Source organism: Paenibacillus amylolyticus (assembly GCF_001570725.1).
Lineage (GTDB): Bacteria > Bacillota > Bacilli > Paenibacillales > Paenibacillaceae > Paenibacillus > Paenibacillus amylolyticus_A.
This window is the reverse complement of sequence record NZ_BCNV01000001.1, coordinates 3,203,960-3,218,051: the sequence shown is the minus strand read 5'-3', so window position 1 is coordinate 3,218,051 and position 14,092 is coordinate 3,203,960. Positions and strand designations below refer to the sequence as shown.

Annotated in this window: 8 protein-coding genes and 1 pseudogene; 6 read left to right on the top strand and 3 right to left on the bottom strand. The window is 42.7% G+C overall.

The features are described from left to right. Positions 1 to 2 precede the first annotated feature (2 nt). The 5 genes and pseudogenes from PAHA3_RS14290 (at position 3) to PAHA3_RS14275 (ending at position 7,440) form a co-directional block, all read left to right on the top strand. Positions 3 to 1,430, top strand: coding sequence for a hypothetical protein (locus PAHA3_RS14290; RefSeq protein WP_062835322.1), 1,428 nt, complete (start codon positions 3 to 5; stop codon positions 1,428 to 1,430). 9 nt (positions 1,431 to 1,439) lie between these two features. Next, complete coding sequence (locus PAHA3_RS14285) at positions 1,440 to 4,190, top strand: SbcC/MukB-like Walker B domain-containing protein (protein ID WP_062835321.1); 2,751 nt, start codon at positions 1,440 to 1,442, stop codon at positions 4,188 to 4,190. 196 nt (positions 4,191 to 4,386) lie between these two features. Beyond that, entirely contained in the window at positions 4,387 to 6,513 is a 2,127-nt protein-coding gene (locus PAHA3_RS14280; protein ID WP_062835320.1) for a protein kinase domain-containing protein, read from the top strand. 78 nt (positions 6,514 to 6,591) lie between these two features. Next, a pseudogene (locus tag PAHA3_RS29860) lies at positions 6,592 to 6,758 on the top strand (DUF255 domain-containing protein); the annotation flags it as partial. Between the two features lie 400 nt (positions 6,759 to 7,158). After that, the gene (locus tag PAHA3_RS14275) at positions 7,159 to 7,440 is read left to right on the top strand and encodes a DUF6809 family protein (RefSeq protein WP_062835319.1); all 282 of its coding nucleotides are present in this window, start codon (positions 7,159 to 7,161) and stop codon (positions 7,438 to 7,440) included. Between the two features lie 132 nt (positions 7,441 to 7,572). On the opposite strand, the gene PAHA3_RS14270 is transcribed toward PAHA3_RS14275, so the two are convergent. Continuing rightward, positions 7,573 to 8,793 (bottom strand): right-handed parallel beta-helix repeat-containing protein, encoded by a 1,221-nt coding sequence (locus tag PAHA3_RS14270; RefSeq protein WP_235599490.1) that lies wholly within the window; start codon positions 8,791 to 8,793, stop codon positions 7,573 to 7,575. A gap of 876 nt (positions 8,794 to 9,669) precedes the next feature. Here PAHA3_RS14270 and PAHA3_RS14265 point away from each other — a divergent pair. Beyond that, positions 9,670 to 11,634: an ATP-dependent DNA helicase gene (locus PAHA3_RS14265; RefSeq protein WP_235599443.1), complete on the top strand. Its 1,965-nt coding sequence runs from the start codon at positions 9,670 to 9,672 to the stop codon at positions 11,632 to 11,634. Positions 11,635 to 12,133: 499 nt separating this feature from the next. Here the strand turns inward: PAHA3_RS14265 and cysK are convergent, their stop codons facing one another. Beyond that, positions 12,134 to 13,075 carry a cysteine synthase A gene (cysK, locus tag PAHA3_RS14260; protein WP_062836108.1) on the bottom strand — a complete coding sequence of 314 codons (942 nt, stop codon included), beginning with the start codon at positions 13,073 to 13,075 and terminating at the stop codon, positions 12,134 to 12,136. 213 nt (positions 13,076 to 13,288) lie between these two features. Continuing rightward, positions 13,289 to 13,672 carry a hypothetical protein gene (locus PAHA3_RS14255; protein ID WP_062835316.1) on the bottom strand — a complete coding sequence of 128 codons (384 nt, stop codon included), beginning with the start codon at positions 13,670 to 13,672 and terminating at the stop codon, positions 13,289 to 13,291. Positions 13,673 to 14,092: the final 420 nt, after the last annotated feature.

Below are 14,092 nucleotides of genomic sequence, written 5' to 3'. Positions count from 1 at the left end.
TGATGACTAATCATACACAGCGTTGGAAGCCTCATCGCTTCATCCTATTTAATTATTGGTATTTTAATTATGAAGAATATTACTTCAAGAACGGGAGACTGTTACTACGTGGTCATAATGGTGCGGGAAAATCGATTGCCATGAATACGCTTTTCACATTCATGCTAGATGGAAACAAAGACCCTAAGCGGTTGGATCCATTTGAGTCAAGTGACCGCAAGTTTTATGACATCTTGCTTGGAGAAGAGTCGTTAAACAAGGACATTATCGAACGCATTGGTTATGTTGTGATTGAATATAAGTTGACGAACACGGAGCAGTATATCACGACGGGATTTGGACTACATTCAAAACGGAAAAACAGAAGGTTGGAAGATGCCTGGGGGTTTGTGATTCATGACCGTCATCGGCGTATTGGGCGTGGACCAAATCCGATCCCACTCTATAAGGTGGAAGTACTAGATGATTCACCAGAGCAAATTCCCTTAGATAGAAAACAAATAACAACAGAAATCGGCGAGAGTGGTACGGTCGTTGATAGTAAAGATTACGCGGAACTGATTAATAAGCAACTGTTCAAGTTTCCGGATGTAACAGGACTTAAGCTTTTTACTGATGTACTCGTACGGCTTAAGAGCCCTAAATTAACTAAAGGAGGAGGGCCGGACGATTTAAAAGAAACCTTGAACGAATCATTACCGCCATTATCCGATCATGAATTGTCCGCTTTAACTACTACCGTGGAAGCACAAGACCAAACACAGCGGGAAATTCTAAAGACGCAAAACGACCTTGGTTTTGCAACGAAACTGGATAAAGGTTTTGACGATTATGTTTCATACGTATTTGCGGAGAAGGCTAAGTATTATTTGGAAAGCAAAAATGCGTGGGATACCATTGCTTTGGAACATCAGAGAGTACAAAGAGATATCGAAACCAAAAGTGTTGACTTTGATGTGACCGAGCAAAAACTCCGAAACCTTGAAAGTGAAATTGAAGGATTGAAGCAATCAAGACAGGAATTGGGGCATGAAAAAATAGTGGATTTGGATGACGCTCTTCAATCTGCCAGAAAAGAGCTAGCGCGGATATTGAATGAGAAATCAGCCAAAAAGAATCGATATGAGTTAAATGAGAAATCATTAATGGATGCTAATAACGAACGGCGTAATATTGAGAATGAATTGTGGGCAATTGATAAAGAACTTAAAGTCGCGTTGGAGAGTCTGGAGGAACTGGGGATAGATTCGGCATTTGAAGACATCTATCTGGCATTCTCTGACCATTTCAAACGGAATGAAAAAAATGGGGATTATCTTTTTTTGAATTGGGATTCTGAAATAAGAATCAGGCTTCAAAGACTTGGAGGACTTCTCAAACAAATTAAAGAGCTGGATCAAAAGAAGCGCGATCTAGATGGTATGAGATAACAAATTGAAGTGAAACAAGAAGTTCTTGAAAACGAAAGAAAAAGGCGCACTTCTCTTGCGAATATCTATGATTTGGAACGAAACAACGCTTATATAGAGCTTGAAAATTGGATGAATGAATTAACAGTTCTTGTGCTTAGCGTTAATAGTAGTACGAGTGTGAAACGGATGTTTAATGGATATCTGGAAAATGTGACTGAGGAGCAATTGATGTTGCCAATCTCGGGTGAGTGGGAAGAACAAGTGTCCCAATGCATTAAAAAGCAAGCATGGCTAGAAGCACAAATTCGATTAAAGGTTGAAGAAAGAGATATTACTAAAGAAGAAGTTGTTGTTCTTGAGAGAACTGATGAAATTGAACCTGAACTTCTGATAGCCAAGGAGAACCAGATACGGAAGTTCAAAGAAAAAGGAATACCATATGTACCTTTTTACGCTGTGGTTGATTTTAAAAAGAATCTTACTGAGGAGCAGAAGTCACGTTTGGAATCGGTACTTACTGAAACTGGTATACTAACCTCGCTGATTGTACCCGCTAACCGTTATAACGAAGCGTTGTCTGGAACGGTTCTAAGTACTCATCAGGCTCAGGTACCAAACAATCTAACAAAGTACTTAGATGTTTCGGTTTCGGATACTGGTGATGTAAGTCATGATGATGTGCTAGCAGTTCTGAAGGGGATTTCGGTTTCTAATGAGGACGTCCATTTTGTAACAGCTGATGGAACATTTAAAGGTTCTTTTATAGCCGGAACTGCTTCACAGTATGGTCTAGCCAAATATATTGGAAAGCATGCGCGGGAACAAGAGAGACTTCGTATAATTGCAATGTTAAAAGAAAAGGTTGCTGCTCTTAAGCTTGAAATTGATAAGCTAGAAGTACTTTCTAATGAAAGTAAAACGCGACAAAGAAAAATTGAAGTTGAGTACCGGTCATTCCCAAAATTTCCCGCTCTAAAGGATGCCAAAGAAAAATTTGAAGTCGTTGCAAAACGCATTGCAGAATTGTTAGAGCCTGAGATCTCGTCGTTAAATGAAAAATTCAAGGAACTGAACACCAGCGTGGAGATACAAATTAGGAACCTAAATGTAGAGTTCGTAGATATCACTATTGAGAAAAATGAGCAAGCCGTAAATGATGCGTGTGATGGCTTACGAAATTTTGAGCGAGCATTATCAAATCTGAAGAGTTCTTACCGTTCCCGAGGGGATAAACAAAGTCTTCTAAAGAATCAGGATGACAAGATAAGTACTTTTAAAGATGTTATGGATGTGGCAAGGGCCGATGTTCTATCACTTGTTGGGAGAATTAAAAGCATAGATACACGAATAGAAAGCTATGAAAAGCAGTTACAAGATATTGGCGCGGATAATATTCGAAAGCTTGCCCAAAGTATTAACGATAAGCTGGAACAATTTCCGCTAGACCAAAGGGCTCTGGACAGGGAACTTAGTGATTTGAAAAACGATTTGGAAAATCTTCGTGAACGTCTTTCGACTGGTGCTCAGAAAAAACTTTTTATGCAAGAGCTTGTTTTGGCATGGGAAATTGCTTTGTTTCAAGATGTAAAAGAATTCAGCGGAAAATTTGGGCTTGAAATCGAATCAGATACGGTATCGCTTGCTGAGAGTATCATGTCCAAGTTCGGGCAACTCCTCTCGAAAAAGGATAGAGTAAAAAATAAAAGCGAGTTAGGCAATGTTTTCTCATATGCGGACAAGGGCTTACCAGAATACAATTTAACGATGGAACCGTTAGAATTTAGAGTCGATTTTTCTCATATGTCTATTGAAGATGAAAGTCGTGTGGAAATGCTTAAAATGATAGCCAGACGTGAAAAAATTACATTAGAGTATCAGTCGCGTCGAGTTTCGCCCTCGTTTGCCAAAATCAAACTGGCCGAGCAAGATAAAACGCTTGCAGAGGTAATGGATGAAAAGGATCGTGAGATTTACGAAGATATCCTGATTAATCATGTGGGAGAAACCATAAAAAACAAAATTCAAAATTCAAAAGATTGGGTAGCACGTATCAATACAATAATGGAAAAGACGCAGAACTCCAGTGGACTAAAGTTTGATGTCGAGTGGTCACCCAAAAAGACTGACAGTGAACAAGAACTCGATACGCTAGAATTGGTTCGATTTCTAGAGAAGGATCCTATGTGGCTTGCGGATCCCGATAGGAAAAGGATAGCTCAGCATTTTCGTTCCAAGGTATATGAGGCGAAACGCAAAGCAGAGTTGAGCGGTACGTCGACCTTCATGGAAGATATTAAGTCAGTCTTGGATTACCGTGAATGGTATGAGTTCATTATTTACTACGAAAAAACAGGTGAAAAGCGCAAAGAAATGAAGAAAAGCAATTACAACACATTCTCTGGTGGTGAGCGAGCAATGGCGATGTATACTCCACTTCTAGCTGCTGTTGATGCACGTTTGCAGAATGCTCACTGTGAAGCTCCTCGTATATTTGCATTAGACGAAGCGTTTGCAGGCGTAGATGATAACAATATCAAAGAAGCATTCAAAGTTATTGAGATGTACGACTTTGATTACACGTTAAACTCTCAATCCTTATGGGGATGTTTCGATGTAGTGCCTGATCTGTCGATTTATGTTCTCAATCGAATGGGGAATTCAAATCTTGTTAATTCAATTTCTTACTCTTGGAATGGCATTAAGAAGACACGTGTAGAAGAGCCTTATGAAGCAAACGAGGACATTCAATCTTCAGTTGCTCAGGTTACATTGTTTTGAGTTATTTAGTGTTCACTACGTGCAGCGGAGGTGAATGAAATTCTTCATGAAGGTGACAAATAGGACAAATTATGAGGAATAATGTGACAAGATGATGGGTTTTCTATTACCCTTATGTTCTATTAAAAAGATGAAAGAACTTAGCATAATATGCTTGCTAAAAGCTTATAGAAAAATACCGGAGGAAACTGGATAGATGGAATCATCATTACAGCAATTAGTCGAGATTTTCCGGAACATCGATGGCTTTAACAGAGTGTTCTTGCTTTTTCGTCAAAAATACAGAAGTTATGGAAGAATTACCAGAAGTACGATAGTTAATCTTGAAGATCCAACATCTGATGAATTGCGGGTATTAAACGGTTTTTTTGGTTCGGTTTATGGAAATGAGAAGGTAATCCCAATTACCGCTGACAAAATTGAAAAGGAAATTCGGAATAGTAAATATCGAGAATTATTCGATGGATATGATCTAAATGATTTATTAAAAATGTACTACGGGGGGGAACTAACTTCAAAAAGTGAAGACAAGCAGCGTTATGATACGGAAAAGAAGAAATTTTTCCAAACACTTTTGAGTGATTATCCGATGGAAAGTTCATTCTACCAATTCATTTTATTTATCAAGACTTATAAAAATGCACCATTTATTCATATTATGCACAAAAAGAGGCCGGACTCCTTAAAACATTTGCTCGAATTAATTAATAAAATATTTAATTACCTCCCTTTAAAGAGTAACTTCTATTTACCAATGCTTGCTTATGAGTTTACTGGTGATTATGATTACTTCAGTCCTAAATCTGATGGCGGTAAAATGTTGTTGTTTGCATTACAAGTATTAAATCATTTGACATTAGGAACTGAACTCATTCCAAACCCAAATGAAGAACAGATTGAAGATATTTTAAAAGGGAATAATATTTTGTTCTGTCCAGATGCTACTAAAAAAACAAATCGTTTATGGATTTTAGATAATGAAGAGGAAAGAGATTATCAATTAATTCCCTTAAAAAAGATTGGTGAAGGATCCTTTGCAGAAGTATATAGAGTGTTTGATCCTATACTAAAAAAAGAATTAGCATGTAAAGTTCTTTTTGAAAGATCCCGTATGTTTAATAATAATGAAGTAGAAGGAGACGATCATTATCTCCGATTCAAAAGAGAAGTGAAGTTTCTAAAAGAGAAAGCTTCTCATAGAAATATAATTGAAATTAGCAAAATACAACTAGTAAATGAACCATTCCTTTTCACAATGCCTTTGGCAGATGCTTCATTAGATGAATGGTTGGGACTGAATTCCAATATATCGGAAGATATAAGAATAAGTATTTTTAAAGATATTTTAAGTGGTATAGCTTATCTTCATGACCGCAAAATTAGTCATCGAGATTTAGCTCCTCATAATATTTTGTTATTTAAAGAGAGTGACGGGACTATAGTAGTAAAAGTTGCTGATTTTGGACTAGCAAAAGATAAGCGATCACAATCGAAATCAACTGGACTCTTTGTTTATGGTTATGGAAGAGCAGGTTATACCGCTCCAGAACAATTAAACAGTTTGAAGAGTGCCGATCATTTATCTGATATTTATTCATTAGGTGCAATGCTCTATTATTTATTCAGTGAGAGATCACCAGAAGAACGATACAGGAAGACAGTAAAATATCAGCTAATTGTTATGAAGGCTATGGAGGAGGAGCGTACTAAACGGTATCAAACAACTAAAGAACTTATTGACGACATTAATCTTATGGATAGAAAAAGTATGAGAAAAGAAAATTTTCCTTTTTATAGTTTGGAAAATTATGAATTTAAAGATTTCTCGACCGATGTTAATTTTGTTTTAAAGTGTATTGCATCAGTTCAAGTTGAGGATTCTGATAGGGTTATTGAAAAGTTTATAGTACCATTCAAATTAATTCCGATAAATGTATTTGTGGAGTGTGCCAAATATGACGCACTAATGATTCCTTTTGTACAGATGACTGAAGAAAATATATCCAATATATCAAATAATAATGAAGCGGACTGGGACCAAGTATCTTTACTTATAGATTGTATTTACTATGAGACACAAAATATAGCATTACAAATAAATGTTACAAGGATATTAATGAATATTGCATTGAAATTTAATAATCTTATGGCGCAATCATTACTTGTTGGTGTCCTAGTGTCAATGAACAGTTTTACTTTAATATCTCAACAAGTAGCATTTATAATTGAAACAAATTATTCGGATTATCGTGATTTGCTGAAATGTTTGTTACAGGGAATTGAATACCCTCATGAGATACAAGGAATATTGAATGATTACTAGTTGAAAACTTCCAACTCAAATCCTACCTCACCTTTTTAGCTAAACTGAGCTTAAGCAATACTTTACCCAAACCCAACGATGCGATACTCCATTACAACTCATAAAGTACCCAATAGATTAGTCACGAATAAGTCGCGTATTTGCTGCAACACGCGCATAACCCGGTGAACTGGTTCCCATGGTCGGAAGAGGACTTTGAAGTCGCCAAGCGCAACAACAAGCCTGTCTTCTTAACTATTGGGTATAGATGATTTTAGTAACACACACGTACCTGTCATTGATGAGATATTTCAATCAGTTCTGCATAATTATACTTCAAATATAAATTGAGGCTAAACAATTCTTATTTAACTGAAGGATAAGGTTTTCTTTCATCCTTTCCAATTTAAAAAGATAATTCATTGTGTTCAGATGGTAATCACATAGTTTTAAGCAAGATAGCGGTTGGAGTGTCCAACTCGTCACGTTCGTAGTTACTAAAATCACATTGACTAAAGCCAAGATAATTGGCCATCTGGTGTTAGGGAGTTAACTTTTACTTCGACTTAATCTCACAAAAAATAAAATACAATTCTAGCGCATTTCCCGCTAAATCCCCATCTCACCTCATCCCATGGGTTACAATTTCCCTGAGGTGACCTTATCATGAATAATAACATGTCAAACCTGATCGAGGATTTGTTTCACGGAAACCTGCGGTTGGACGAGTCGATTCATCCTGAGCAAGCTGAATATCAGGAGATCAATCGCCAGATATCGGACCTGATGCAGGACTACAAAACACAGCTTAGCGAGAACGAATATGATGCTTTGGAACAACTGATCGACTTGATCGGACAGTCCACATCCATGTATGTGGAAGCGGCGTTTGAGCAAGGTTTTCGCACAGGCGGCAGACTGATGATTGAGCTTTTAGCCAAACCGTGAGTTTCTACCTACTTCATAAGCCAGAGGCAGACAATACACAGCAATTCAAAAATCCCCTTCTCCATTACCACCGATCAGGCTGGCATGGGGGAGGGGATTTTGCTTTTATTCCTTTATCTTATTACCTACCACCTACCGCGCACCAATATTCGTACCCGCTGGAGTACCTGAACCAACCAAATCACTACCGTTCGCAAGCTTCAGAAAATTACCCAAGACAGGCGTACCGTCCGCGCTACGCGTTACCGAAGGTACGAGGGAGACAAAGTCGGCTGCGCTGGCGAGCAGGCCTTTGGCGTTCTCGCTTTTTTTGTTTTTCCACCAGACGTTGGTGCTGCTGACGTCGGTTCCGCTGGTTTTGTCACTGGCGCCGCCTTGGAAGGACAGGTTGTTGGTGAAGATGTGGGTGCCTACATCAAAGGCAAAGTTGCTTTGCCCATTGTTCCAGGAGGTGTTATTTTTCATCTGGATCGAACCGGGATTGCTGTTGTAGGTGAAGCCGTGCTTTTTATTATTAAACGCAATGCTGTTCTCCACAATATGATTCACTGCAATCTTCTCGCCGCCGAGCTTGAAGCCGTTGCCATCGCTGTTGGAGGTGGAAGTACCGTCTGCCGTTGCCCCATTGGCGTAGGCGATGCTGTTACGGATCGTGACCGCGCCGATGGCGCCTGTATCCGTTTTACTATACAGATCCCAGCCATCGTCCACGTTATAGGCGGCAATGCAGCCGTCGAAGACGTTGCCCGGGCCAACAGTCAGTTTGGCGGCAAAACCGTCTGCATCCTCGCCATCATCCGGGTCATAGTTGTTGTGGGAGTAGGAACGGATTACTTCGTTATATGAAGGCCATTCACTCTTGGCGGCTGTGGAGGCATAACGTCCCATTTGAATCCCCGTATCCCGGTTGTGATGAGCTTCGATCTGCTCCAGGCGGTTATAGCTGCCCCCGATGAAGATGCCGTTATCGCCTGCACCCTTAACCTCAAGTCCTTTGACGAGCCAGTAGTCTCCAAACATTTGCAGTCCACGATTGGTAGAAGCGAAGGATTGTGCTGAGAAATCAAAGACCGGTTTTTCCGATCCATAGGCCACCAGGTTTTTACGTTGTCCGGATGTGCCGCTGTTGCCTCGTTCAATGGTAATGGTCTGGGAGAAACTGTAGGTTCCGCCGCGTAGATAGATTGTTTTGCCTGGTGCGATCTGGGTCAAGGCGTTAGCCAGTGACGTTGGACTGTTGATGGTTCCTGGATTACTGGCAGAGCCGCCAGGAGATACATACAGATCACCAGCAGCAAGTGTGATATTCGAAGTCGCCACCGATTCAGAGGAATTTTGCAAGCTGCTCTCCATCAGCTCTTCAGCACCAGCTGATCCACCACCAATCAATAATAGTGGGAACGCGGCGCTCAGACAGATCTGGGCCATTTTCGATTTCAGTGAACGTTCGGATCGTACAGATGCATGAGTAGATGTGGATGGGAATAATTTCATTACAAGACCTCCTTGGTCAAATGGGATATGGAATTCGTGTGGCACAGGTTCATGGTAAATGTTGTAAGCGTTATCATCAATAATCATTTGATCACATGAGCTTCAGGGCCGGGTACATCAGGCATTGCACCATCAAACGGAGTCTGATCCACAGGTGGCGCATAATCCTGTCATCAGTTGATAGCCCTTATTTAACGACCAATCCTCCGAATTGAACGTAGAGAGGCCTTCTTTTCCAACAAAAAGACATGAGACATACCCTTGATCCACCGAAATGAACTTCGCAATAATCCAATGGAAAGGGAAACGCTTATATATAAATGGAGCAAAGTGTCCATGTATACATGAAAAGCTACGGTAGCAGCTGCATCAAGCCACTTCCTAGCCAAGGCTGTTTAGGAAACGTAGTAAATCGTACTCCACCACTTTTTAGATACCTCGTTCATTGCTTGTCTGTGATGGGGTGAGTCTTGCCAATCCGTTCCGTTCTTACGCTTCTGCGGTGCCGCGTCTGGGGAATGCTCAGGTTGTGCAGAATGGTGATACATGGTTCGCCTTCTTAACTAATGATATGATTTGATATATTTTTGCCTTCATGCAGGTTCTAGGGATATAGCGCAGTAAAAAAAGCTTGTCACCTACCTCATGACGTGAGATAATTAACTTTTGCCCTGCGGCCTTTTTTGAACGGAAAATGAAAGAGGACCGCGTCTAAGAATGGAGGCTGACCTAGGATTGTCTACACAACGTTATCCTTTTGCATATGATCCGGCTGAACCTTTTGTATCCCGTCTGGGAGAATGGGTTGCCGATGTTTTTTACGATATTTTGCCAGAGTCCGGCTTCGAGGTACGGGATGAACAGATTTTTATGGCGTACCAGCTCGAACGGGCCTATGGAGATAAAAAGACCATTATGGCGGAGGCCGGTGTCGGAACAGGCAAGACGTTAGTCTATCTGCTCTACGCGGTCTGTTATGCACGTTATACTGGCAAACCGGCGGTGATCGCCTGTGCCGATGAGTCCTTGATTGAACAGCTTGTGAAGCCCGGCGGAGATATTGCGAAGCTGGCTGCGCATTTGGACTTGGAAGTGGACGCACGTCTGGGCAAGTCACCGGACCAATACGTCTGTCTGAACAAATTAAGTGCGGTGCGATTTGCAGATGAGGATGCGCCTGTTATTGAAGAAGTGCATGAGAGTCTGCCGGATTTTGTGAACACGCCGGGTACACTTCAGGCTTTCCATCCGTATGGCGACCGCAAGCAGTATCCACATCTGAACGATCGCCAGTGGAACAAAATCAACTGGGACCCGTTCCAGGATTGTTTTGTTTGTCCAAAAAGACAACGCTGCGGCCTGACGCTGTCGCGTGACCATTACCGTCGTTCCAAAGACATCATCATCTGTTCCCATGATTACTACATGGAGCATGTGTGGACCTATGATGCGCGCAAACGTGAGGGACAATTACCACTGCTGCCTGATCACAGCTCGGTTGTATTTGATGAAGGACATTTGCTGGAAGAAGCAGCCCTGAACGCATTAAGCTACAAACTGAAACACCGCATCTTCGAGGAACTCGTAACCCGTCTATTGGAAGGCGAGATTCGTGAATCCCTCGCGGAGCGTGTGGATGAAGCGATTGAGAGCAGTGAGCGACTGTTTGCATTGCTGGATACGTATACGGTGGCGATTCCGGGATCGGAACGGAAGGAAGTTCGGGTAGAGCCGCCGCTGCTGCGTGAGATTGAACGTCTGACCAGTGTGCTGGACGCGATCGGTGAAGAGTTGGTATTTGAGAGCGGATTGTTCTCGTTGGATGGTTATCAGATGCGTGTCGTGGAAGAACATCTGGACATGATTCAGACCGCACTTGCCTTGTTCCGTAAGGAAGATGGGTACATCTGCTGGGCGGAAGAAAGCGAAGACGAGACGACATTATCGATTATGCCGCGTACAGTGAAGGAAATTCTGAACGAGCGTGTGTTTAATACAGGTATTCCCATCGTGTTCTCCTCTGCAACGTTATCTGTGGATAGTTCATTCCGTTATGTCGCGGACAGCCTGGGGATTGAAGACTTTGTATCGTTCTCGGTTGCTTCCCCATATGATTATGCGGACAAAATGCAGATGAAAATTACAGATGAAGCTGTTCCAGGTCACCCGGAGAACGAAAATCGCTTGCAAGACGCCGTGTCCATGCTCCAGGAGAGTGGAGGACGTGCACTGATTCTATTCCGTACAATGGAGGAATTGCGTGCGTTTAAGCAAGACATCGTTCATGTACCTGAAGCAGAAGGATTGCGCTTTATGTATGAGGGTGACCGGGAGATCAGTGATCTGATCGCGGCGTTCCAGCAGGATGAGGAGAGTGTGCTGTGCTCCGTTAATCTGTGGGAAGGACTGGACGTTCCAGGTCCGTCATTATCCAATGTCATGATCTGGTCGCTTCCGTATCCACCACAGGACCCTGTCTTTAATGCAAAACGCAGTGCGTCGGCAGCACCATACGAAGAGATCGATCTTCCGTATATGCTCCTGCGTGTGAAGCAAGGTCTCGGACGTCTGATTCGGACAAGCACGGATTCCGGTTCTGCGGTCATTCTTGATGAATCGCTGTATACCAAAAAGGAAGCCAAAGACCGCATTGCGGCCCTGCTTCCCGAAGGTGTGGAATGGACAACCCTGACACACTAACCAGCTTACGTTAAATGTTCTTGCTTTGTTTTTGATGATAAGGTTTCTTGCCAAAATAAGTTCTTGTTCTCTGCGGATTCACCATCCGTATGTGAGCAAGAGCTTTTTTTGTTTTGATGGTTCCTTCAATGTACTTCTCTTCCCTTTTTTCGAGGATTTCCCTCGCTTCCAATCGCTCCAACATTCTAACGAACCTACCGCACCTTATTAGAGTGATAATGAAGTAATGTAAATTCTAACGAATCTCAGTAACGTTATCCCGGCGAAAATAGCTTGTAAGCCTGTAAATCGACCGAATTTGGAGAAATAACCTCGCTGTGATTCGTTACACGTCAGACCTGCGCAAATAGGAGCGAATAGCGTGTGTCAGGTTCATTAGAACCAATGAACGCTAAATGAACACTAAATGAAATGAGCGCTATTAAAGAAGGGCATCTGTCATCCGTATGACTTATGGGACATGGAAGCCCCTTTTTGATGTGTATAGATTCTAGCTGTGTTAAAAAATACCCATGCTCAGATACCGTTCCCCGGTATCCGGCGCAATGCAGAGCACGCGGTGCCCCGGCCCCAGTTCCTTCGCGATGCGAAGAGAGGCCCACACCGAAGCGCCAGAGGAAGGGCCGAGCAACAGCCCTTCCCGGGCAGCAAGCTGCCGCATCGTATCCAGTGCGTCCTCATCGGACACCTGGATGATGGCATCCCATACGTCGGTATTCAGGATGTCCGGAATGAACCCCGGACTTGTACCGACGAGCTTGTGTGGTCCAGGCTCGCCACCGGACAACACCGGAGACCCTTTGGGCTCCACCGCATAGATACGGATATCGGGTAACTGCTTGCGCAGTTCTTCTCCCGTCCCGGTAATGGTTCCGCCAGTTCCCGCCGTCGCGATGAAGGCGTCCAGCCTGCCTTCCATCTGCTGCATAATCTCGGGAGCTGTCGTAATCCGGTGAATGTCCGGGTTCGCCTGATTCTCGAATTGCTGGGGAATGAAGCTGCCCGGAATGTCTGCCTGAAGTTCTTTCGCTTTGCGAATCGCACCAGGCATCCGCTCCGCAGCAGGCGTGAGCACCACATCTGCGCCATAGGCTTTCAGAATGTTGATGCGTTCCTTAGACATGTTGTCCGGCATAATCAGAATGGCTTTATATCCTTTGGCGGCGGCATTCATCGCAAGACCTATGCCCGTATTGCCGCTGGTTGGTTCGATAATGGTAGCACCAGGGAGCAAGTGTCCCGCACGTTCAGCCTGAACGATCAGGTTATAGGCGGCACGGTCTTTGACGCTGCCACTCGGGTTGAAGTATTCCAGTTTCACGTATACGTCAGCGGAGTCGCTGCCTGTGAGTCGGTTCAGTTTAACTGCAGGTGTCTGGCCGATCAGTTCGGTTACATCTGCTGCTACAAGAGGATGTTGCTTTGTATTATTTTGTGACATCGATAAAGAATTCGAATGGGGTTCCATAAAGTACAGCTCCTTGATTGATAAGACATTGAGAACATATCCTTTTCCCGGATTGGAATGGTTGGGTATGTCTTCTCCATCTTAATGAACACAGCATGCCATGGTCAACCCGTTCAACCCTTTTGTATGGAGAAAGTATGAACGGTTTTTCGCGGCAGGATCAAGACGCAAGCTAAATCATGTTCATCACGTTTGCGTCAGATCCATCTGCAGATGGCGACTCAGCTCTTTTTTGACCTCATTGCGTGCAAATGTCCACAGCATATAGAACCGTTGCCAATAACCCCTGCACATATACAGTGTTTCGATACCCTCGGCTTCCCGTTTCTCTTCCAGTACTTTGACACCGCGAGTTCTCATCTGTTTGCGAAGACCCAGCATCTCCTTGAGCACATTGTTCTGAATGCGGGTCAGCGACAGAATGTAGACTTCAGGCATCTTCAGTAGCAGCGTATCCAGTGTGCGAATATCTCGTTCAAGTACATCGAGCAAAAGCGTGCGCACAACCAGACCTTTAATCAGACGATGGTCTTCATCCGCAGGGGATGGGGCGGAAGTTGAGGATGTCATATGTTCACTTCCTTAACCTTTAATTGGAATTTTATATTTACAGAACATGTGTTCCTATATTATAATCAATATATGTAATGGAGATACACAATACAACCGAGAAATATTGGAAGCACACATTACCGCATTTTCCTAAAGGTACAGATAGTGAATGAAGCTAGGGATTTAAGGACAAGCCACTCCAAAATTAGGTATAATTTATGGGTTTTGCAGGAAACCTAAGGCCATAAACCACATGAACTTTATGCAATATAGTCTGCTACAGAAGTAATTACAAGCAATGAAATAAAGCGACAAAGTATCAATAATGAGTCATGAAGGCTTACCGTCATACGATGACGCTATGACAACTAGAGAAAGCATTTATTTAAGCGAAAATGAGCAACAAAAAAGCCCCTGCCTTGGGCGGCGGGGCCTATG